Genomic DNA, 21,871 nt, shown 5'->3' with positions numbered 1-21,871 from the left:
GTTTATTGAGGCAGCTTGCTGACTGCAACGTGCTGGAGCAGATCGGTCACCGACGTCTGCAGGGTTTCGGCGATCGGCGCCGGATACAGGCCCATCCACAGGGTGGCGATGCCGAGCACCGCCAGGATGGCGAACTCGCGGCCGTTCAGGTCGGCCAGCTCGGCGACGTGCTTGTTGCCGATCGCGCCGAAGATCACGCGCTTGACCATCCACAGCGAGTAGGCGGCGCCCAGGATCAGGGCGGTGCCTGCCAGCAGGCCGGTCCAGAAGTTGAACTCGACGGCGCCCAGGATCACCATGAATTCGCCGATGAAGCCCGAGGTGGCGGGCAGGCCGGCGTTGGCCATCGAGAACAGCACGAAGAAGGCGGCGAACTTCGGCATCGTGTTGACGACACCGCCGTAGTCGGCGATTTCACGCGAGTGGACACGGTCGTACAGCACGCCGATGCACAGGAACATCGCGCCCGACACGAAGCCGTGCGAGATCGACTGCATCAGGCCGCCCTGCACGCCCAGGTCGTTGAACATGAAGAAGCCGAGGGTGACGAAGCCCATGTGGGCGATCGACGAGTACGCGACCAGTTTCTTCATGTCCTTCTGGACCAGGGCCACCAGGCCGATGTAGATCACGGCGATCAGCGACAGCACGATCACGAACGGGGCCATGTACTGGCTGGCGTCCGGGGTGATCGGCAGCGAGAACCGCAGGAAGCCGTAGGCGCCCAGCTTCAGCATGATCGCGGCCAGCACCACGGAACCGCCGGTCGGCGCTTCCACGTGGGCGTCAGGCAGCCAGGTGTGCACCGGCCACATCGGCACCTTGACGGCGAAGGCCATGAAGAAGGCGATGAAGATCAGGATCTGCTCTTTCATCGTCAGCGGCAGGCGGTGCCATTCCAGGATGTCCCACGAACCCGCCTTGTTGTACAGGTAGATGATCGCGACCAGGGTCAGCAGCGAGCCGAAGAAGGTGTACAGGAAGAACTTGAATGCCGCGTACACACGGTTCGGGCCGCCGAACACGCCGATGATGATGAACATCGGGATCAGGGTGGCTTCGAAGAAGAAGTAGAACAGCAGGCCGTCCAGCGCGACGAACACGCCGATCATCAGGCCCGACAGGATCAGGAACGAGCCCATGTACTGCGCGACGCGCTCTTCGATCACTTCCCAGGCCGACAGCACCACGATCACCGTGATGAAGGCGGTCAGCGGGACGAACCACAGCGACAGGCCGTCCACGCCCAGCTTGTAGAAGATGTTGAAGCGGTCGACCCAGGCAGCCTGCTCATAGAACTGCATGCCATGGGCGGCGTTGTCGAAGTTCGTGATCAGCGGGATCGTCGGCAGCAGGCTGACGACTGCGCCGACCAGCGACATCATGCGGACCATGCCCTTGTTCGTGTCGCGGCCGATCGCCAGGACGATCACGCCGAACAGGATCGGGAGCCAGATCGCCAGGCTCAGGTACGGTGGAAAAGTTGAAATTGTTGACTGCATCATTTTTCGTCTTTTTTTTGCCTGTGATTAACCGCGCCAGAACGGGAAGAAGTACAGCAGGGTTGCCAGCACGCCGGCGATCATCACGAACGCATAGTGGTAGATGTAACCCGTCTGGGCGTTACGGATGACCGAGGAGAACCAGCCCACCAGGCGGGCAGAGCCGTTGACGAGCAGGCCGTCGATCAGGCCGCGGTCGCCGACTTTCCACAGGCCGCCACCGACGGCGCGCGCGCCGCCGGCGAACACTGCCTGGTTGAACTTGTCCATGTAGTACTTGTTGTCCAGCAGGGTGTGCAGGAACTTGAACTTGTCGTAGAACCAGGCCGGCACGCGCGGGTTGATCATGTAGCAGTAGTAGGCGAACGCCACGCCGGCCAGGGCCAGCCAGAACGGCGCGGTCTGCAGGCCGTGGATTGCCATGGCGCCGGCGCCGTGGAACTCTTCCTTCAGGATTTCCATCGCAGGATGGTTGTCGCCGACGAAGATCACGCCCTTGAAGAAGTCGCCATGCAGCATCGGGCCGATGGCCAGGTAGCCGATGATGACCGACGGGATCGCCAGCAGGACCAGCGGCAGGGTCACGACCCATGGCGACTCGTGCGGCTTGTCGCCCGGCGCCAGGCCATGGTGGTGGCCATGGTCGTGCTCGTCTTCTTCATGGTGCGCGTCCGAATCGTGGCCTTCGCTGTGCGGCTGCGGGTTGTTCCAGCGCGATTCGCCATGGAACACCATGAAGTACATGCGGAACGAGTAGAAGGCGGTCACGAACACGCCGGCCAGCACCGCGAAGTACGCGAAGCCCGCGCCCGGGATGGTCGAAGCGTGCACCGCTTCGATGATCGAATCCTTCGAGTAGAAGCCCGAGAACAGCGGGGTGCCGATCAGGGCCAGCGAACCGAGCAGCGAGGTGATCCAGGTGATCGGCATGTACTTGCGCAGGCCGCCCATGTTGCGCATGTCCTGGTCGTGGTGCATGCCGATGATGACCGAACCCGCGCCGAGGAACAGCAGCGCCTTGAAGAACGCGTGGGTCATCAGGTGGAACACGGCCACCGAGTAGGCCGAGGCGCCCAGCGCGACGGTCATGTAGCCCAGCTGCGACAGGGTCGAGTAGGCGACCACGCGCTTGATGTCGTTCTGGATGATGCCCAGGAAGCCCATGAACAGCGCGGTGATGGCGCCGATCACGATGACGAAGCTCAGCGCGCCGTCCGACAGCTCGAACAGCGGCGACATGCGGGTCACCATGAAGATGCCGGCGGTAACCATGGTTGCCGCGTGGATCAGCGCCGAGATCGGAGTCGGGCCTTCCATCGAGTCCGGCAGCCAGACGTGCAGCGGGAACTGCGCCGACTTGCCCATCGCGCCGATGAACAGGCAGATGCAGGCTGCGGTCAGCAGCGGCCAGCCGGTGCCCGGCACGGTCATGCCGGCCAGGGTGTTGGCCTGCGCGAACACTTCGTCGTACTGCATCGAGCCCGACGCCGCCAGCAGCAGGCCGATACCCAGGATGAAGCCGAAGTCGCCCACGCGGTTGACCAGGAAGGCCTTCATGTTCGCGAAGATCGCGGTCGGACGGGTGTACCAGAAGCCGATCAGCAGGTAGGAGACCAGGCCCACCGCTTCCCAGCCGAAGAACAGCTGCAGGAAGTTGTTGGACATGACCAGCATCAGCATCGAGAACGTGAACAGCGAGATGTACGAGAAGAAGCGGTTGTAGCCTTCGTCCTCGGCCATGTAGCCGATCGTGTAGATGTGGACCATCAGCGACACCGAGGTGACCACGCACATCATCATCGCGGTCAGGGTGTCGACCTGGAAGCCGACCGCCAGTTTCAGCGTGCCGACCGTCATCCAGGTGTAGATGTCGCCGTTGAAGCTGGCGCCGTCGAGCACCGCCATCAGGGTCTGGACCGAGATGATCAGTGCGATCAGGACGCCCAGGATGGTCGCGGTGTGCGAGACCTTGCGGCCGACGACGTTGCCAAGGAACTTGGTGCCGAGCAGGCCGGCGATCGCCGAGCCTGCGAGCGGCGCCAGGGGCACCGCCAGTAGGAGATTAGGGTTAAGAATTTGCCCCGCCATGTTGAACCTTATTCGTTATTGTTTATCAAGCCGAGACCCGTCAGCCCTTCAGGCTGTCGAGGTCTTCCACGTTGATCGTGTCCAGGTTACGGAACAGGACCACCAGGATCGCCAGGCCGATCGCCGATTCGGCGGCCGCGACGGTCAAAATGAAGAACACGAAGATCTGCCCCGCCGCATCCCCCATATAGTGAGAGAACGCGACGAAGTTCAGGTTCACCGCCAGCAGCATCAATTCGATGGCCATCAGCAGGATGATGATGTTCTTCCGGTTCAGGAAAATACCGACCACCGAGATCGCGAACAGGATCGCGCCCAGGATCAGGTAGTGAGCGAGCGACAAAGTCATGGTGCCTCCTTCGATTCAGCGACGGCAGCGGCTGCCGCGGCCTTCTCGGCGTTGGCGGCGTCGATCGCGCGCTGGTTGACCGCTTCCATCTTGACGATGCGCAGGCGGTCGTTACGCTTGACGCGAACCGCGAGGCCCGGGTCGATTGCTTTGGTGTCCTTGCGCTTGCGCAGGGTCAGGGCGACTGCGGCGATGATCGCCACCAGCAGGATCACGGCGGCGATCTCGAAGCCGTAGATGTACTTGGTGTAGATCAGCAGGCCCAGTTCCTTGGTGCCGCCGATGTTGGCGGCGGCAGCGGCCGTCGACTGCTCGAAGTCGAGGAAGCCGCGCCACAGGACGGCGGCCATCTCGAGGACGATCAGGGCGCCGATGCCCGAGGCCAGCGGCAGGTAACCCCAGAAGCCTTCGCGCATGCGGTCGATATTAATGTCGAGCATCATGACGACGAACAGGAACAGCACCATGACGGCGCCGACATAGACCAGCACCAGCACGATGGCGAGGAACTCGGCCTTGAGCAGCAGCCAGATACCGGCTGCGTTGAAGAACGCGAGCACCAGGAACAGCGCGGCGTGAACCGGATTCCTGGCGGTGATGACGCGCAGCGAGGCCAGTACCATCACGGCCGCGAACACGTAGAACAATGCAGTAGTAAATTCCATGAGTAACCCAGGAGCCTATTCTTGTTAGCGGTGGATCAGCGGTACTTCGCGTCCGCCGCGCGGGCTGCGGCGATGTCGGCTTCGTAGCGGTCGCCCACGGCCAGCAGCATCTCTTTGGTGTAGTAGAGATCGCCGCGTTTCTCGCCGTGGTATTCCAGCACGTGGGTCTCGACGATCGAATCGACCGGGCAGGACTCTTCGCAGAAACCGCAGAAGATGCACTTGGTCAGGTCGATGTCGTAGCGCGTGGTGCGGCGGGTGCCGTCCTCGCGCTGCGCCGACTCGATCGTGATGGCCATTGCCGGGCACACCGCTTCGCACAGTTTGCAGGCGATGCAGCGCTCTTCCCCGTTGGGGTAGCGACGCAGGGCGTGCAGGCCGCGGAAGCGGTTCGACATCGGGGTCTTCTCTTCGGGGTACTGGACCGTGATCTTGCGCGACAGCGCATACTTGCCGGTCAGGGCCAGGCCCTTGAAGAGTTCGGTCAGCATCAGGCTGCCGAGAAGGTCTTTAATTCGTTCCATTATCTTTTGATCCTTACTTCCAGATGTTCCACGGCGTCTGCATCCAGGTGGCAACCAGCACCAGCCAGATCAGGGTCAGCGGAATGAACACTTTCCAGCCCAGGCGCATGATCTGGTCATAGCGGTAGCGCGGGAAGGTGCCGCGAACCCAGATGAACAGCGAAACGATCAGGAAGGTCTTGAGGAACAGCCAGAAGAAGCCGCCGAAACCGCCGCCGATGTCCAGGAAGCCGAACGGAGCCGACCAGCCGCCCAGGAACATGATCGATGCCAGGATGGCGACCAGGATCATGTTGGCGTATTCGGCCAGCATGAACATGGCGTAGGACATGCCCGAGTATTCGACCATGTGGCCGGCCACGATTTCCGATTCGCCTTCGACCACGTCGAACGGGTGGCGGTTGCACTCCGCCAGGCCGGAGGTCAGGTAGATGACGAACAGCGGCAGCAGCGGCAGCCAGTTCCACGACAGGAAGTTCAGTCCCATGCCGGCGAAGGTGCCGACGGTCTGGCCCATGACGATGTCCGAGAAGTTCAGGCTGCCCGACACCATCAGCACCACGACCATCACGAAGCCCATCGGGATCTCGTACGAGATCATCTGGGCCGAGGCGCGCATCGCGCCCATGAACGAGTACTTCGAGTTCGAGGCCCAGCCTGCGATGATGATGCCGTACACCTCCATCGAGGTGATCGCCAGCAGCAGCAGCAGGCCGGCGTTCACGTCGGCCAGCGCAACCTGCGGGCCGAAGGGAATCACCGACCAGGCGGCCAGCGCCGGCATGATGGTCATGATCGGGCCGATCACGAACAGGCTGGTGGTGGCCTTGGTCGGAATGACGATCTCTTTCAGCAGCAGCTTGAGCGCGTCGGCGATCGGCTGCAGCAGGCCGCCCGGGCCCACGCGGTTCGGGCCGACGCGGATCTGGATCCAGCCGATCAGCTTGCGTTCCCACAGGGTCAGGTAGGCGACCAGGCCCATCAGCGGCAACAGCACCGCGACGATTTTCATCACGGTCCAGGCCAGCGGCCAGACCGGGCCGAGCAGCTCAGCGCCGCCGGCATTCAATGCATTCACGAAATCGGGCGTTGCCATTACTTGCCCTCCCCTGCTTTTTCTACCGCTTTTTCAACATTAATCGCACCAAACATGGCGCCGAGGGTGGCGACCGCACGGTGGCCGGCGGCCACGCGCACTGCGTTCGACGGCAGGCGTGCATCCACGTTGGCCACCAGGACGGCGCACCCCGAACCCTGGGTGACTTTGACGGTGTCGCCAGCCTTTACGCCGATCTGTTCGGCGACGGCTTTCGACAGGGTGACCAGCGGTGCGTTCGCATCCGCGGTGCGCTGCAGCGGCTCCGAACGGCGGGCCAGCGCGTCGGTGAAGTACACCGGCACGTCGGTCACGCGCTCGAGCTGGCCGGCGGCGGCGTACTTGCCCGCGCTCGGCGCCAGCTTGGCCACGTTGTTCAGCTTGCTCGCATGGTCGGTCACGCCCTTGCCCAGCGCTTCGTCGCGGATCGCTTCCGACGTCTCGTAGTCGAAGCCCGACAGGCCCAGCAGGTTGCCCAGCACGCGCAGCACTTTCCAGGCCGGACGGGTCTCGCCCAGCGGACGCACGGTGCCGTTGAAGCTCTGTGCGCGGCCTTCGCAGTTGACGAAGGTGCCGGCGGTCTCGCTGAACGGCGAGATCGGCAGCAGCACGTCGGCGTAGTCCATGCCGTGCTTGAAGGCCGACATGGCGACGACCATCTCGGCGCCCTGCAGGGCGGCGACGGCCTGCTGCGGGTTGGCCGCATCCAGTTCCGGTTCCGCGTTCAGCAGCACGTAGGCCTTCTTCGGGGTGGCGAACACGGCTTCGTTCTTGCCCGAGGTCGCGCCCACCAGGTAGCCGCCGACGGTGTTGGCGGCTTCGACCAGGTAGCCGAACTTGCAGCCGGTCTGCTCGGCGATCCATTGCGCGGCGGCGTGGATCTGCGCTGCCTGCGGATGCTGGCCGGCGGCGTTGCCCAGCAGGACGGCGCCCGGCAGCTGCACGTCGCCGGTGACGACCAGCGAAGCGGCGATGCCCTTGGCGGCGGCGCCGGCTTCGATGCCGTCGAAGCCGGCAGGTGCGGCGATGTTCCTGGCGGAAGCGACGGCGACGACGACTTCGGACAGGGCAGCCAGCCAGTCGTTCGGTGCGGCGATCAGCTTGTTCGCGACCGGCATCAGCAGGTCGTCGTCCGCGCCCTGCAGCAGCGCCAGCTTGGCGCCGCCCTTGACGGCGCCGCGCAGGCGGGTCGCGACCAGCGGGTGGTCCTTGCGCAGGAAGGAACCGATCACGAAGGCGCGCTTGAGCTTGCTCAGTTCGGCGATCGGCATGCCCAGCCACGGGGTGACCTGGCCACCCAGGGCGAAGTCGCTCTGGCGCAGGCGGAAGTCGATGTTGTCGGAGCCGATGCCACGGATGGTCTTGTTCAGCAGGTACAGTTCTTCGACGGTCGAGTGGGCGGTGGCGACGGCGGCGATGCTGTCGGCGCCGTGCTCGTGGCGGATGTTACGCAGGCCGTGGGCGACGTATTCCAGCGCCGTCTGCCAGTCGGTTTCCTGCCACGCGCCGCCCTGCTTGATCATCGGGTTGACCAGGCGGTCGGCATTGTCCAGCGCCTCGTACGAGAAACGCTCCTTGTCCGAGATCCAGCACTCGTTGACCGCGTCGTTTTCGAGCGGCAGCACGCGCATGACCTTGCCGCCCTTGACCTGGACGATCAGGTTCGCGCCCAGCGAGTCGTGCGGCGACACCGACTTGCGGCGCTGCAGTTCCCACGGACGTGCCGAATAGCGGAAAGGCTTCGAGGTCAGGGCGCCGACCGGGCACAGGTCGATCATGTTGCCCGACACTTCGGAGTCGACGGTCTTGCCGACGAAGGTGGTGATCTCCGAGTGCTCGCCGCGGCCGACCATGCCGAATTCCATCACGCCGGCCACTTCCTGGCCGAAGCGCACGCAGCGGGTGCACTGGATGCAGCGGCTCATCTCTTCCATCGAGATCAGCGGGCCGGCTTCCTTCGGTGCCACCACGCGCTTTTCTTCCTCGTAGCGCGAGCCGCTCTTGCCGTAGCCGACCGCGAGGTCCTGCAGCTGGCATTCGCCGCCCTGGTCGCAGATCGGGCAGTCGAGCGGGTGGTTAATGAGGAGGAATTCCATCACGGACTTCTGCGCGTGCACCGCCTTGTCGCTGTGGGTGCGCACGATCATGCCCGGCGAGACCGGGGTTGCGCAGGCCGGCAGCGGCTTGGGAGCCTTCTCCACTTCAACCAGGCACATGCGGCAGTTCGCTGCGATCGACAATTTCTTGTGATAGCAGAAGTGCGGAATGTAGGTTCCGATTTTGTTTGCGGCGTCCATCACCATGGAACCTGGTGGGACTTCGACTTTCTTGCCGTCTAATTCGATTTCAACCATTTGATCGTTACCTGACCTGGTTTAAAGGTATGCGGGCACGAGACAGTGCTTGTGCTCGACGTGATATTCAAATTCTTCGCGGAAGTTCTTGACGAACGACTGCACCGGCAACGCGGCCGCATCGCCCAGGGCGCAGATGGTGCGGCCCTTGATGTTGTCGGCGATGTTGAAGAGCTGGTCCAGGTCTTCCGGACGGCCCTTGCCGTGCTCGATGCGGTGCACCATGCGGTACATCCAGCCGGTGCCTTCGCGGCACGGCGTGCACTGGCCGCAGGATTCCTCGTAGTAGAAGTAGGACAGGCGCAGCAGCGACTTGACCATGCAGCGGGTCTCGTCCAGCACGATCACGGCGCCCGAACCGAGCATCGAACCGGCTTTCGCGATCGAGTCGTAGTCCAGGTCGGTGTTCATCATGAGGTCGCCACGCACGACCGGCGCCGACGAACCGCCCGGGATCACGGCCTTGATCTTCTTGCCGCCGCGCATGCCGCCGGCCAGCTCCATCAGCTTGGCGAACGGCGTGCCCAGCGGGACTTCGTAGTTGCCCGGACGCTCGACGTCGCCCGAGATCGAGAAGATCTTGGTGCCGCCGTTGTTCGGACGTCCGATGGCCATGTAGTTCTCGGCGCCCATGTTCAGGATGAAGGGGACGGCCGCGAAGGTCTCGGTGTTGTTGATCGTGGTCGGCTTGCCGTACAGGCCGAACGAGGCCGGGAACGGCGGCTTGAAGCGCGGCTGGCCCTTCTTGCCTTCGAGCGACTCCAGCAGCGCGGTTTCTTCGCCGCAGATGTAGGCGCCGTAGCCGTGGTGGGCGTGCAGTTGGAACGAGAACTCGCTGCCCATGATCTTGTCGCCCAGGTAGCCGGCAGCGCGCGCCTCTTCCAGCGCTTCTTCGAACTGCAGGTATTCCTGGAAGATCTCGCCGTGGATGTAGTTGTAGCCCACGGTGATGCCCATCGCATACGCGCCGATGGCCATGCCCTCGATCAGCGCATGCGGGTTGTAGCGCATGATGTCGCGATCCTTGAACGTGCCCGGCTCGCCTTCGTCGGTATTGCAGACGAGGTATTTCTGGCCCGGGAACTGGCGCGGCATGAAGCTCCACTTCAGGCCGGTCGGGAAACCGGCGCCGCCGCGGCCGCGCAGGCCCGAGGCCTTCAGGTCGGCGATGACCTGCTCGGGCGTGATGCCCTGTTCCAGGATGCGGCGCAGCGCCGAATAGCCGCCGCGCTTGACGTAATCTTCCAGGTGCCAGTTGGCGCCGTTCAGATCCTTCAGGATCAGGGGATTGATGTGACGGTCGTGCAGGCTGGTCATTTCTTCAGTTCCTCCACCAGTGCATCGATCTTGGCGTCGCTCATGAACGAGCACATGCGGTGGTTATTCACCAGCATGACCGGCGCGTCGCCGCAGGCGCCCATGCACTCGCCTTCCAGCAGCGTGAATGCGCCGTCGGCGGTGGTGTCGCGGTAATCGATACCCAGCTTGTCTTTCAGGTATTGGCCGGCGCGCTCGCCACCCGACAGGGCGCACGGCAGGTTGGTGCAGACGGTGATCTTCGCCTTGCCGACCGGCTTCAGGTTGTACATGTTGTAGAAGGTCGCCACTTCCTGCACCGCGATGGCGGGCATGCCGATGTAGTCGGCGATTTCCTGCATCGTTTCGGGCGACAGCCAGCCCAGTTCCACCTGGGCGTGGGCCAGCGAGGCCATCACGGCCGACTGGCGTTGATCGGCCGGGTACTTGGCCAGCTCACGATCGATTTTCTTGTAGCACTGCTCGGATAACATAATCTTTCCTACCTTCTTAGCGGTCGATACTGCCGAACACGATGTCCTGCGTGCCGATGATGGTCACTGCGTCGGCGATCATGTGTCCGCGCGCCATTTCGTCGAGGCTTTGCAGGTGCGCATAGTCCGGCGTACGGATCTTCAGGCGGTAAGGCTTGTTGGCGCCGTCGGAGACGATGTAGATGCCGAACTCGCCCTTCGGGTGCTCGACCGCGGCATACGCCTCGCCTTCCGGCACGTGGAAGCCTTCGGTGAACAGCTTGAAGTGGTGGATCAGCGATTCCATGTTGGACTTCATGTCCATGCGGCTCGGCGGCGCGATCTTGTTGTTGTCGATCATGACCGAACCCGGGTTCGCGCGCAGCCAGGTCACGCACTGCTTGACGATCCGGTTCGACTGGCGCATCTCTTCGATGCGGACCAGGTAGCGGTCATACGAGTCGCCGTTGGTGCCGACCGGGATGTCGAAGTCCATCTTGTCGTAGACGGCGTACGGCTGGTTCTTGCGCAGGTCCCATTCGATGCCCGAACCGCGCAGCATGGCGCCGGTGAAGCCCATGGCCTTGGCCGCTTCCGGGGTCACCACGCCGATGCCGACGGTACGCTGTTTCCAGATACGGTTGTCGGTCAGCAGGGTCTCGTACTCGTCGACATAGCCGTCGAAGCGCTTGGTGAAGGCCTCGATGAAGTCGATGACCGAACCCTGGCGGTGTTCGTTCAGTTCGGCGACGGCCTTGGCGCTGCGGATCGGCGACGCCTTGTGCTGCGGCATGGTGTCCGGCAGGTCGCGGTACACGCCGCCCGGGCGGTAGTAGGCCGCGTGCATGCGCGCGCCCGACACCGCCTCATAGACGTCGAACAGGTCTTCGCGGTCGCGGAACGCGTACAGGAACGGACCCATGGCGCCGATGTCCAGCGCGTGCGCGCCCAGCCACATCAGGTGGTTCAGGATACGGGTGATCTCGTCGAACATCACGCGGATGTACTGCGCGCGCACCGGCGCTTCGATGCCCAGCAGCTTTTCGACTGCCAGCACGTAGCCGTGCTCGTTGCACATCATCGAGACGTAGTCCAGGCGGTCCATGTACGGCACCGACTGCAGGTAGGTGCGGGTTTCCGCCAGCTTCTCGGTGCCGCGGTGCAGCAGGCCGATGTGCGGGTCGGCGCGCTGGATCACTTCGCCGTCCAGTTCCAGCACGAGGCGCAGCACGCCGTGCGCTGCCGGGTGCTGCGGACCAAAGTTCAGGGTGTAATTCTTAAGCTCAGCCATTATTTCGTCCCGTAGGTTTCTTCGCGGATCACGCGCGGAATGTTCTCGCGCGGCTCGATCGTCACGGGTTGATAGATCACGCGTTTCTGTTCGGGGTCGTAGCGCATTTCGACATAGCCCGAGATCGGGAAATCCTTGCGGAACGGATGGCCGATGAAGCCGTAGTCGGTCAGGATGCGGCGCAGGTCGCCGTGGCCGTCGAACAGGATGCCGTACAGGTCGAACGCTTCGCGCTCGTACCAGTTGGCCGCACGCCAGACGCCGGTCACCGACTCGACGATCGGCATGTCGTCGTCGGGAGCGAACACGCGCACGCGCACGCGCCAGTTGTGCTCGATCGAGAGCAGGTGGGACACGACCGCGAAGCGCAGGCCGTCCCAGGTGCCCTCGCCATACTGCGAGTAGTCGACGCCGCACAGGTCGATCAGCTGTTCGAAGCGCAACGAAGGATCGTCGCGCAGGGTCTGCATCGCCTGCAGGTAGTCGGCGGCCTTGACTACCACCGTCACTTCGCCCAGCGCCGAACTGATGGCGGCGCCCTCGCCCAGTGCTTTTTTCAGGGCGAGTTCAAGGACTTCGAGTTTTGTCGTCATGATGTGAATCTGCTGTGCTTAGCGCGCGATGGTATTGGTGCGCTTGATCTTGTTTTGCAGCTGCATGATGCCGTACAGCAGGGCTTCCGCGGTCGGCGGGCAGCCAGGTACGTAGACGTCGACGGGGACGATGCGGTCGCAGCCGCGCACCACCGAATACGAGTAGTGGTAGTAGCCGCCGCCGTTGGCGCAGGAACCCATCGAGATGACCCAGCGCGGCTCGGCCATCTGGTCGTACACCTTGCGCAGCGCCGGAGCCATCTTGTTGCACAGCGTGCCGGCGACGATCATGACGTCCGACTGGCGCGGCGATGGGCGGAACACAATGCCAAAACGGTCGAGATCGTAGCGGGCGGCGCCCACATGCATCATCTCGACCGCGCAGCATGCCAGGCCGAACGTCATCGGGAACATCGACCCGGTGCGCGCCCAGTTGATCAGCTTATCGGCTGTGGTGGTAATGAAACCTTCGTTTAATACGCCTTCAATTGCCATGGCTTATTCCCAATCAAGGGCACCTTTCTTCCAGATGTACCAGAACCCGACGACGAATTCGGCGATGAAGACCATCATCGTCACGAAGCCGGTCCAGCCCAGTTCGCGCATCGAGACGCCCCATGGGAAGAAGAATGCCGTTTCCAGATCAAACAAAATAAACAGGATCGCGACCAGGTAGTACCGGACGTCGAACTTCATGCGTGCGTCTTCGAAGGCTTCGAAGCCGCATTCATAGGGGGACAGCTTGGCGGCATCCGGACGGTGCGGACCGAGCAGGCGGCCGAGCACCTGCGGGGCGACACCGACGCCTACGCCAATCAGAATAAAGAGAAGAACGGGGAAATAATTTTCGAGGTTCACGATGAAGCCTATTTGAACGATCGGTTAAAGAAACACTGCTGGGGATGCAGCGCCGAATCGCGCGAACCTGGCAAGATCTGCCACCAGGACCACGACTGATCCTCGTAAAAAAGCCAGCTCAGGCAGGAGAACAATGCTCACGCGCCCTTGCTGGCTTCTTTCTGCAACTTGGTGCCGACGGCGAGACTCGAACTCGCACAGCTTTCGCCACTACCCCCTCAAGATAGCGTGTCTACCAATTTCACCACGTCGGCTGGAGACCAGTATTCTACCCTGCTTTAGCACTATTTTTCAATGCACAAATTGCGTTATCACAAGGAAAATTGCGCAATTTTTCAACTTTTTCAAATTGCCCGGCAATTGCTTACACGAGCATGACAAGTCGACCGCAGTGCCACCCCGGACCCGGCAGAAGCCGCGGCGCTGCGACTCCCTTCCGATGAGACCGGACGAGCGGCATTCTACCGCCATTTAGAAATTCGCGCGCGAGCGCTCGACTTATTCACCGTATTTATCGCAGGGACAGAGGCGGGTCGCCCACCCACTCCGTGCGTATCCCGCAACAAACCCCCAAAACGCACACAGCCGGCGCAGCATGCGCTGCGCCGGCTGTGCCGGGACGATGGGCGGCAGCGCCGCCCATGCGGTGAATCAGTTGGTGGCCGGGGCCGGAGCGGCCGGAGCCGGGGCTGCCGGAGCGGGAGCCGGCGCCGCCGGGACGGCCGGAGCCGGAGCAGGCGCGGCCTGGCCGGCCGGCAGGGTCGGCACGTCGGCCGGCGCAGCGGCCGGGGCCGGCGCGGTGGTCGGAATGCCCGTGGCCGGCGCCTGGGACGACGGCACGGTGACGCGCTCCATCACGCCGCCATCCGGTCCCGCGCTGCCGCTGCGGTCGTTGCTGAAGTAGGCCAGCGCCAGGGTCGAGGCGAAGAAGATTGCAGCGGCCACCGCGGTCGACTTCGACAGGAAGTTCGACGAACCGGATGCGCCGAACAGGCTGCCCGAGGCGCCCGAGCCGAAGGCCGCACCCATGTCGGCGCCCTTGCCATGCTGGAGCAGCACCAGGCCGATGATGGCCAGGGCCGAGATGACCTGCACGACGATAATCAGATTGAACAAGGTGTTCATTGCAATTCCATTTTCAAGGTTTAACAGCGTTTCAAATTCTTATATTCAAGCCGCGCGGATAATCGCCAGGAAATCCGCCGCCTTCAGTGCTGCACCGCCGATCAGGCCGCCGTCGATGTCGGGCTGGGCCATCAGTTCGCGCGCATTGTCCGGCTTCATGCTGCCGCCGTACAGGATCTTCACCCCGTCCGCCGCCTCCGCGTTGCAGGTGCGCAGCTGGGCGCGCAACCCGGCGTGCACTTCCTGCGCCATTTCCGGGGTGGCGGTCTTGCCGGTGCCGATCGCCCAGACCGGCTCGTAGGCGACGACGATCTGCGCGACCGCTTCCTTGCCAATCAGTTCCAGCACGGCGTCGAGCTGGGCGCCGACGATGGCGGCGGTGGCGCCCTCCTCGCGCTCGGCCAGCGTTTCGCCGACGCAGACGATCGGGGTCAGGCCGGCGGCGAGCGCGGCCTGGGCCTTGCGCGCCACCAGTTCGTTCGACTCGCCATGGTAGGCGCGGCGCTCGGAATGGCCGACGATGACATAACGGCAACCGAAATCGGCCAGCATCGCCGCGCAGACTTCGCCGGTGAAGGCGCCGGGCGCCTGGCACGAGACATCCTGGGCGCCCCAGGCGACCGGGCTACCCTGGAGCAGTTGTTCGCACTGGAACAGATAGGGCGCCGGCACGCAGACCGCGCAAGCGGCCTTGGCGCCATCGATGCCTTCGACAATGCCGGACAGCAGCGTCGCATTCGCTGCGCGGCTGCCGTTCATCTTCCAGTTCCCGACTACAAGTTTGGAACGCATAGTACCCCACAGTGAAATAACCCGCTATTCTAGCGGCCGACCATCTGGCGGTCAAACAACAATGGCTGAGCCGTTGGCTGGATTACAGCACCTGCAGGACGATCTTGCCGACGTGGGTGCTCGATTCCATCAGCGCATGCGCTTCGGCCGCCTGCTCGAGCGGGAAGCTGCGGAAGATCACGGGCTTGAGCGTGCCCTGCGCGAACAACGGCCACACCTGCGCGCGCAGTTCGCGCGCGATCGCCGCCTTGAACGCCACCGGACGCGGACGCAGGGTCGAGCCGGTGATCGTCAGGCGGCGGCGCAGCACATGGTTCATGTCGACCGTGGCGCGCGCCCCGCCCAGCAGCGCGATGCAGACGATGCGGCCGTCGTCGGCCAGGCACTCGATCTCGCGCGCGACATAGTCGCCGGCCACCATGTCGAGCACCACGTCGACGCCCTTCCCGCCCGTCAGCTCCTTGACGACGGCGGCGAAGTCCTCGCTGCGGTAATTGATGCCGCGTTCGGCGCCCAGTTCCTCGCAGGCGCGGCATTTGTCATCCGAGCCGGCGGTGGCGAACACGCGGTGGCCGAGCGCCTTCGCGAGCTGGATCGCGGTCACGCCGATGCCGGACGTGCCGCCCTGCACCAGCAGGGTTTCTCCCGGCGCCAGGGCGCCGCGCTGGAACACATTGCTCCAGACCGTGAAGAAGGTTTCCGGCAGCGAGGCCGCTTCCAGCGGCGTCAGGCCTTCCGGCATGGGCAGGCACTGCTCGACCGGCGCGGCGCAGTATTCGGCATAGCCGCCGCCCTGCACCAGCGCGCACACCATGTCGCCTTTGGCGAAGCCGCTCCCCTCGAGCGCGCCGTCGACGATCTCGCCCGCCACTTCCAGGCCCGGCAGGTCGGAGGCGCCGGGCGGGACCGGGTACTTGCCGAGGCGTTGAAACACGTCGGGCCGGTTGATGCCGGCGGCGTGCACCTTGATCAGGACTTCACCGGGTTTGAGTTCCGGCAGCGGGCGTTCGCACAGCTGCAGGACTTCCGGCTTGCCCGGCTGGGTGATTTCGATGGCGCGCATGGGATGCTCCGTATTGAAAAAACCTTAATTGTACGGCAGCTAGGGCGGGAGCGACTGCCAGGTGCGACACACGGCGGCGACATGACGATGTCTTGACGCCGGCTTGCCGGGCATAATGCGCATTAACAAGGAGATTCCAATGTCCAGTCATACCGAAGCAGGCATCGTCGATTCCTGGGTGCGAAATGCAGATCCATGGGTAACAGCAGTGCGCAGCGGCGAGATCGCATCGCGCGTGCTGGCCACCAACCAGGCCGTCGTCGATGCGGTGCGCGCCTATGCGCCCCGGACCGGCGTCGATCTCGGTTGCGGCGAAGGCTGGCTGGTGCGCGCGCTCCCTGAGCTAGATATGGTTGGCGTCGATGCGATTCCCGGACTGGTCGAGACGGCCCGGGCCGCGGGCGGCGGCGAATTCCGGCTCCTGTCCTACGAGCAGATCGCGGCCGGGCTGCTGGACCTGTCGGTCGACCTCGCCGTCTGCAATTTCTCGCTCATCGGGAACGAATCCGTCGACGGCCTGTTCCGGGCGGCGCCCTCGTACCTGCGCCGGGGCGGCATCATGGTCGTGCAGACCGTCCATCCGCTCATGGCCTGCGGCGACGCCCCTTACGTCGACGGCTGGCGCGAAGGCAGCTGGGCCGGGTTCAGCAGCGGGTTCGCCGATGCCCCGCCCTGGTACTTCCGTACCCTCTCCAGCTGGATCGCCCTGTTCGCCACCAATGGACTACGTCTGCTGGAGATGCGCGAGCCGCTGCATCCGCATACGGGCAAGCCGGCCTCGCTGATCCTCGTGGGCCAACTGCCGGAGTGAGGCCCGCGCGCCAACTGCTCAGGAACTGCTCCCCGTCCGCGAACTCGTCGGCAAGGGCGTGCCCGGCCGCCACAATCGCGACAGCGCTTGCGCTTCCTCGATCTGTTCCTGGGTCATCTGGCGCGAGATCGCGGCGCGCTGCTCGAGCGCGTTGCGGTTGCCATTGGCGGCAGCCAGGTTCCACAGCATATAGGCCAGCACCATATCCTGCGGCAAGCCGGCCACGTGGTAGCGGTACATCAGCCCGAGCGCGTGCTGGGCCTCGCCATGGCCCTGCTCGGCCGCCCTGCGGAACCAGGTGACCGCATGCTTCTGGTCCTGCGGCACCGAGTTTCCAGTGTAATACATCGCGCCCACGACATACTGGGCGTCGGACTTGCCCTGCAGCGCAGCCTTGTGGTGCCAGGTAAAGGCCTGCTTGTAGTCGCGCGTGACGCCGCGTCCCATGTAGTACATCAGGCCCAGCAAATGCTGCGCCTCCGCGTTGCCGGCCCTGGCAAGCGGAGCAATCTCTTTCAGCGCCAGCGCGTAGTTGCGGGCGTTATAGGCGCTCGCCCCCTCCGCGAAGCCGGCCTGGGCACTCACGTGCAGGCCGAGTGCGAATGCGATCGCAACGAATATTTTTTTCATGTCTCGTGCATGGAATCAGGATCTCTACGTACCCCTGGGCCTGTATTCAGGACTCCCTGTCGTTCTGTTCTTTTACTTCCAGCTGACCTTGCCCAGCCCCTCGACCGCCACCTTGCGGTTCGCCGGCTTGCCGTACACCGTCACCGAGCCCATGCCCGACAGGGTCAGGTTGCAGGTCTGCTGGGCATTCACGGTGGCGTTGCCCAGGCCCGACAGTTCGAGGGTGACCGACTCCGCCGAGAACTGCTGGGCATCGAGACCGCCCAGTCCGCCCAGCTCGGCCTTGAGCCACTTGCTGCGCCCCGACAAGGTGACATAGCCCGCCCCGCGCAGGTTCAGGTCGATGCCTTCGCTGTTAATGCCGTGCACGCGCATGCTGCCGACGCCGCCCAGGTTGGCGGTCACGAAGCGGTAGTTCGATGATACATTCATCGAACCGGCCCCATCCAGGGTGAGCTCCAGCTCCTCACCGGAGAAACCGCTGACCTGGGTGGCGCCGACGCTTTCCGAGGACACTTCGCGCAGGCTCGGCAGCACCAGCTCGGCATGCAGCCCGGCGCCGCGGCCGATGTTCAGGCCCACGCCGCGCGTCTCGGTGTCGATGTTCAGGGTATCGCCGCTTTGCAGGGTGGTGGTCTTGCTCAGCAGCCGCGGGTCGCCCGTCAGCACCAGGGTCGGATTGGCGCCCTGGCGGATCTTCAGGTCCACCACCCCGTCGAGCTTGACGCGCACCACGCGCGCATCGATCGGACGGGTTTCCGTCGCCACATCCGGCGCCGCAATCGCCATGCCGTTACAGAAGCACAGGGCGATGCTTGCCAGGCCCAGCTTGATCAGGTTCATCCAAGGTCCTCCAGTATCCATTCTTGTTCGCGGCCGGCGCGCTTATGGCGCGCCTGGCCTTTCCTGCGCTCCGGCCGATGTAGCCATTCATGCAGTCTTAGCATGTTGCAACTATATCCTGCCCGGATGCGATTGCGGAGCAGCGTGCGACGAACTGCATAAAACGCGGAACAGAGCGGCGCCAGGATGGATGGATGCAGTCCCAACTCATGCGCTAGCGCAATAAAAAGATTACTTATTGGCATGACATTGCGCTAATATGCGTTTCTTGGCAGCCTCGTGTGGGCTGTCACACAAGCTCATTTTCCGAGTTCATTTTCGAGGTCACCATGCGCATGCGCCAATTACCTGTTTTGCTGGCCGGGCTCACTTTCTCGCTGTCGGCGTTCGCCGCCACAGCGGACCAGTGGACCCTCCCGGTCAATGTCAAGAAGCTCGATAACGGCCTGACCGTCATCGTCTCGGAAGACCGTTCCTCGCCGACCGTCGGCGTGTCGGTGGTCTACCACGTGGGCATGCGTCTCGAGCCGAAGAACCGCACCGGCTTCGCCCACCTGTTCGAACACCTGATGTTCCAGGGCACGCCGAACGCGCCGAAGGGCGTGTTCGACACCACCATCACCGCAGGCGGCGGGCGCAACAACGGTTCGACCCGTCCGGACTTCACCAACTACATCGAGACCGCGCCGGTGTCGGCGCTGGAGCCGATCCTGTGGCTGGAAGCGGACCGGATGAAGACCCTCGACTTCAACGACAAGACCCTGAAGAACCAGCAGGACGTGGTCAAGGAAGAGATCCGCGTGAACGTGAAGAACCAGCCGTACGGCGGCTTCATGTGGATCGACATCAGCCAGCAGGCGTTCCAGAAATGGGAGAACAACCACGACGGCTACGGCAGCTTCGAAGACCTCGAGAACGCCAGCCTGGATGACGTGCGCGCCTTCCACCGCGATTACTACGGCCCGAACAACGCGGTGCTGGCGATCGCCGGCGACATCACGCCGCAGCAGGGCTTCGCGCTGGCGCAGAAATACTTCGGCGCCATCAAGGCCCGTCCGACGCCGAAGCCGGGCGACTTCACCGAGCCGCTCAACACGGCCGAGAAGCGCATCGTGCAGAGCGACGCCCTGGCCCAGGTGCCGGCCATCGCCGCCGCCTGGAAGGTGCCGGATCGCGGCAGCCGCGACCAGGCCGCGATCGCGGTGCTGGCCGAACTGCTGGCCGGCGGCGACGCCTCGCTGTTCTACCAGGGCCTGGTCAAGGGCCGCGAGATCGCCCTCAACGTCGACACCCTGTTCGGCCTGACCGGCCCCTGGGAATACGACGGTCCCACCCTGCTGACCGTGTTCGCGCTGTACAAGCCGAACAGCAGCGCCGACGCCCTGCTCAAGGCGATGGACGAAGAGATCGCCAAGGTCGCGAAGGACGGCGTCGACGACGCCACCCTGAAGCGCGTCAAGACCCGCATGCTGGCCGACTGGAACAACAAGCTGGAAAGCTTCATCAACCGCGCCGACACCCTGGCCAAGCTGCAGACCCTGTGGGGCGACGCCAACGTGGTCAACAAGATCCCGGGCTGGATCGAGGGCGTGACTTCCAACGACATCCAGCGCGCGGTGCGCACCTACATGGTGCCGACCAACCGCACCGTGATCGACCGCAAGCCGGCCGCCATGATCGCGGCTTCCGCCAGTGCGCCCGCCGGCGCCGCCAACAATGCGCCAGCCGGCGCCACCAAATAAGGAGCGCATCATGAAGAAACTGATGCTGACACTGGCCGTCTCGCTCGCCTTCGCACCAAGCGCTTTCGCCCAGGACGCGGCCAAGCCGCTCGCCAAGGGAGAGGCCAAGCCGCCCGCCGGCATGCCGGCCTATGGCAAGGACAAGCCGACTCCGGCGCCGAAGATCGCCAAGAAGACCCTGCCGAACGGCCTGTCCGTGTGGGTGGTGCAGCGTGACGGCCTGCCGCGCGTGGACTACGTGCTGGCGATGCGCGGCGCCGGCTTCGCGGCCGACTCGCCGGCCCAGGCGGGCTTCGCCGGCCTGCTGGCGGCGATGCTCAACGAAGGCACGACCAAGCGCGATTCGCGCGCGATCGCCGAAGCGGCCCAGGGCATGGGCGGCGAAGTGGCCGCCAGCCCGGCCGCCGACGGCATCCTGCTGTCGGCCAACGCCCTGACCTCGCAGGCCGGCGCCATGATGGAGCTGATGGCCGAAGTCGCGCGCCAGCCTTCGTTCCCGGAGAACGAAGTGGCGCTGACCAAGGCCAATGCGCTGCAGGCGCTGCGCGTGTCCGAGACCACCCCGACCTTCCGCGCCGAGCGTGCGATCAAGAAGGCGGTGTATGGCGATCACCCGTATGGCCGCACCGATCCGACGGTCGAATCGATCAACGCGGTGAGCGCCGAGATGCTGCGCGCCGAATACGCCAAGCGCTTCCGTCCCGACCGCGCGCTGCTGGTGATCACCGGCCGCATCAAGGAAGCCGAGGCGATGAAGCTGGCGCAGCAGGCGTTCGGCGACTGGAAGGCGACCGGCCCGGCGCTGCCGGAAACGGCGCCGGCGCCGGCCAGCGCCAAGCCGGCCCGCATCGTGCTGCAGCGCCAGGGCAGCGTGCAGTCGACCCTGCGCCTGGGCGCCCCGGGCATCGCCGCCAGCGCGGCCGACCAGATCCCGCTGCGCCTGGCCAGCACCATCCTGGGCGGCGGCTTCTCGAGCCGGGTCAACATGAACCTGCGCGAGGAAAAGGGCTACACCTACGGCGCCTCGGCCGGCGCGCGCATGAGCCGCACGGGCGGCGCGATCGTCGGCGGCGCCGACGTGCGCAACGAGGTGACGGCGGCGGCGCTGAACGAATACTTCAGCGAGTACAAGCGCATCGGCGCCGACCTGGTGCCGGCCAAGGAAATGGAGATGAACAAGCGCTACGTCGCCGGCGGCTACCTGATCAGCAACCAGTTGCAGCGTTCGGTCGCCACCACCCTGGCCTCGAACTGGCTGGTGGGCCTGCCGCCCGAGTTCCTCGGGCAGTACGTGCCGCTGATCCAGAAAGTCACCCCGGAACAGGTGCGCACGGTATCGAAGAAGTACTTCGCGCCGGAGAACCAGTCGATCATCGTGGTGGGCGATTCGGCGGCGCTGGGCGAGCAGCTCAAGACGTTCGGCGAGTTCACGGTGACCGACAAGTAAGCCGCTTCCTGCAGGATGAAGCCCCGCGCTTGCGGGGCTTCAGACTGCTGACAAAGTCAAAAGCCCTCGCCAACGGCGGGGGCTTTTGATTTAATGTCATCATGCTCAAGACACCTTCTCCCTTCCAGCACGAGCTGGAGATGGTCACGCTGGAACAGCTGGTACCGCAAGACCATTTGCTGCGTCTGATCGACCGCCACATCAAGTTCGATTTCATCCGGGAACAGACCGCGCATTTGTACTGCGCCGATAATGGTCGCCCAGCACTGGACCCTGTGACGCTGTTCAAGATGCTGTTCATCGGCTACCTGTTTGGCATTCGTTCGGAG

Annotated in this window: 22 protein-coding genes and 1 tRNA gene; 4 read left to right on the top strand and 19 right to left on the bottom strand. The window is 64.2% G+C overall.

The features are described from left to right. Positions 1 to 2: 2 nt before the first annotated feature. From H162_RS0116725 to H162_RS0116645, 17 genes are all read right to left on the bottom strand, one after another. Complete coding sequence (locus H162_RS0116725; protein WP_020654635.1) at positions 3 to 1,505, bottom strand: NADH-quinone oxidoreductase subunit M; 1,503 nt, start codon at positions 1,503 to 1,505, stop codon at positions 3 to 5. A 24-nt stretch (positions 1,506 to 1,529) separates the two neighbouring features. Beyond that, positions 1,530 to 3,590 (bottom strand): NADH-quinone oxidoreductase subunit L, encoded by a 2,061-nt coding sequence (gene nuoL, locus H162_RS0116720; protein WP_026354740.1) that lies wholly within the window; start codon positions 3,588 to 3,590, stop codon positions 1,530 to 1,532. A gap of 40 nt (positions 3,591 to 3,630) precedes the next feature. Continuing rightward, complete coding sequence (gene nuoK, locus H162_RS0116715) at positions 3,631 to 3,939, bottom strand: NADH-quinone oxidoreductase subunit NuoK (protein ID WP_020654633.1); 309 nt, start codon at positions 3,937 to 3,939, stop codon at positions 3,631 to 3,633. Continuing rightward, positions 3,936 to 4,604: an NADH-quinone oxidoreductase subunit J gene (locus tag H162_RS0116710; RefSeq protein WP_026354739.1), complete on the bottom strand. Its 669-nt coding sequence runs from the start codon at positions 4,602 to 4,604 to the stop codon at positions 3,936 to 3,938. Before H162_RS0116710 ends, nuoK begins: the two co-directional genes overlap by 4 nt. 35 nt (positions 4,605 to 4,639) lie before the next feature. Further along, positions 4,640 to 5,128, bottom strand: a complete 489-nt coding sequence (gene nuoI / locus H162_RS0116705; RefSeq protein WP_026354738.1) for an NADH-quinone oxidoreductase subunit NuoI — start codon at positions 5,126 to 5,128, stop codon at positions 4,640 to 4,642. A gap of 13 nt (positions 5,129 to 5,141) precedes the next feature. Beyond that, positions 5,142 to 6,224, bottom strand: a complete 1,083-nt coding sequence (gene nuoH / locus H162_RS0116700; protein ID WP_020654630.1) for an NADH-quinone oxidoreductase subunit NuoH — start codon at positions 6,222 to 6,224, stop codon at positions 5,142 to 5,144. Next, on the bottom strand, positions 6,224 to 8,578 hold the full coding sequence (gene nuoG / locus H162_RS0116695) for an NADH-quinone oxidoreductase subunit NuoG (protein WP_026354737.1): 2,355 nt from the start codon (positions 8,576 to 8,578) through the stop codon (positions 6,224 to 6,226). Before nuoG ends, nuoH begins: the two co-directional genes overlap by 1 nt. A 21-nt stretch (positions 8,579 to 8,599) precedes the next feature. Beyond that, a complete protein-coding gene (gene nuoF / locus H162_RS0116690) occupies positions 8,600 to 9,895 on the bottom strand; it encodes an NADH-quinone oxidoreductase subunit NuoF (protein ID WP_020654628.1) in 1,296 nt (431 codons plus the stop codon). Continuing rightward, positions 9,892 to 10,368, bottom strand: coding sequence for an NADH-quinone oxidoreductase subunit NuoE (gene nuoE / locus H162_RS0116685; protein ID WP_020654627.1), 477 nt, complete (start codon positions 10,366 to 10,368; stop codon positions 9,892 to 9,894). Before nuoE ends, nuoF begins: the two co-directional genes overlap by 4 nt. A 16-nt stretch (positions 10,369 to 10,384) precedes the next feature. Further along, positions 10,385 to 11,638 carry an NADH-quinone oxidoreductase subunit D gene (locus H162_RS0116680; protein ID WP_020654626.1) on the bottom strand — a complete coding sequence of 418 codons (1,254 nt, stop codon included), beginning with the start codon at positions 11,636 to 11,638 and terminating at the stop codon, positions 10,385 to 10,387. Beyond that, a complete protein-coding gene (locus H162_RS0116675) occupies positions 11,638 to 12,231 on the bottom strand; it encodes an NADH-quinone oxidoreductase subunit C (protein ID WP_020654625.1) in 594 nt (197 codons plus the stop codon). The genes H162_RS0116680 and H162_RS0116675 overlap by 1 nt, the downstream gene beginning before the upstream one ends. A gap of 18 nt (positions 12,232 to 12,249) precedes the next feature. Then, positions 12,250 to 12,726, bottom strand: coding sequence for a NuoB/complex I 20 kDa subunit family protein (locus H162_RS0116670; protein ID WP_020654624.1), 477 nt, complete (start codon positions 12,724 to 12,726; stop codon positions 12,250 to 12,252). 3 nt (positions 12,727 to 12,729) lie between these two features. Further along, positions 12,730 to 13,089 (bottom strand): NADH-quinone oxidoreductase subunit A, encoded by a 360-nt coding sequence (locus tag H162_RS0116665; RefSeq protein WP_026354735.1) that lies wholly within the window; start codon positions 13,087 to 13,089, stop codon positions 12,730 to 12,732. Positions 13,090 to 13,258: 169 nt separating this feature from the next. Next, positions 13,259 to 13,343, bottom strand: a tRNA-Leu gene (locus H162_RS0116660). A 397-nt stretch (positions 13,344 to 13,740) separates the two neighbouring features. Then, the gene (gene secG / locus H162_RS0116655; RefSeq protein ID WP_020654622.1) at positions 13,741 to 14,214 is read right to left on the bottom strand and encodes a preprotein translocase subunit SecG; all 474 of its coding nucleotides are present in this window, start codon (positions 14,212 to 14,214) and stop codon (positions 13,741 to 13,743) included. Positions 14,215 to 14,259: 45 nt separating this feature from the next. Further along, on the bottom strand, positions 14,260 to 15,006 hold the full coding sequence (gene tpiA / locus H162_RS0116650; RefSeq protein ID WP_026354734.1) for a triose-phosphate isomerase: 747 nt from the start codon (positions 15,004 to 15,006) through the stop codon (positions 14,260 to 14,262). 82 nt (positions 15,007 to 15,088) lie between these two features. After that, on the bottom strand, positions 15,089 to 16,069 hold the full coding sequence (locus tag H162_RS0116645) for an NAD(P)H-quinone oxidoreductase (RefSeq protein ID WP_020654620.1): 981 nt from the start codon (positions 16,067 to 16,069) through the stop codon (positions 15,089 to 15,091). Between the two features lie 139 nt (positions 16,070 to 16,208). Here H162_RS0116645 and H162_RS0116640 point away from each other — a divergent pair, with 139 nt between their 5' ends. Continuing rightward, complete coding sequence (locus H162_RS0116640; protein ID WP_026354733.1) at positions 16,209 to 16,880, top strand: class I SAM-dependent methyltransferase; 672 nt, start codon at positions 16,209 to 16,211, stop codon at positions 16,878 to 16,880. A gap of 18 nt (positions 16,881 to 16,898) precedes the next feature. On the opposite strand, the gene H162_RS0116635 is transcribed toward H162_RS0116640, so the two are convergent. Both H162_RS0116635 and H162_RS0116630 read right to left on the bottom strand, forming a co-directional pair. Further along, the gene (locus H162_RS0116635) at positions 16,899 to 17,510 is read right to left on the bottom strand and encodes a tetratricopeptide repeat protein (protein WP_020654618.1); all 612 of its coding nucleotides are present in this window, start codon (positions 17,508 to 17,510) and stop codon (positions 16,899 to 16,901) included. Positions 17,511 to 17,582: 72 nt separating this feature from the next. After that, on the bottom strand, positions 17,583 to 18,353 hold the full coding sequence (locus H162_RS0116630; protein WP_020654617.1) for a GIN domain-containing protein: 771 nt from the start codon (positions 18,351 to 18,353) through the stop codon (positions 17,583 to 17,585). 335 nt (positions 18,354 to 18,688) lie between these two features. Between H162_RS0116630 and H162_RS0116625 the strand changes: the two genes are divergently transcribed. The 3 genes from H162_RS0116625 to H162_RS31110 all read left to right on the top strand — a co-directional run. Next, on the top strand, positions 18,689 to 20,095 hold the full coding sequence (locus H162_RS0116625) for a M16 family metallopeptidase (RefSeq protein WP_229452112.1): 1,407 nt from the start codon (positions 18,689 to 18,691) through the stop codon (positions 20,093 to 20,095). 10 nt (positions 20,096 to 20,105) lie between these two features. Further along, positions 20,106 to 21,542, top strand: coding sequence for a M16 family metallopeptidase (locus H162_RS0116620; RefSeq protein ID WP_020654615.1), 1,437 nt, complete (start codon positions 20,106 to 20,108; stop codon positions 21,540 to 21,542). A 101-nt stretch (positions 21,543 to 21,643) separates the two neighbouring features. Further along, positions 21,644 to 21,871, top strand: a 228-nt coding sequence (locus H162_RS31110; RefSeq protein ID WP_169444510.1) for a transposase, incomplete at its 3' end; no start/stop codon positions are given.

It is taken from the genome of Massilia niastensis DSM 21313, from assembly GCF_000382345.1.
Classification (GTDB): domain Bacteria; phylum Pseudomonadota; class Gammaproteobacteria; order Burkholderiales; family Burkholderiaceae_D; genus Telluria; species Telluria niastensis.
The sequence above is the reverse complement of the archived record's forward strand: the minus strand, read 5'-3'. Positions and strand labels throughout refer to the sequence as shown.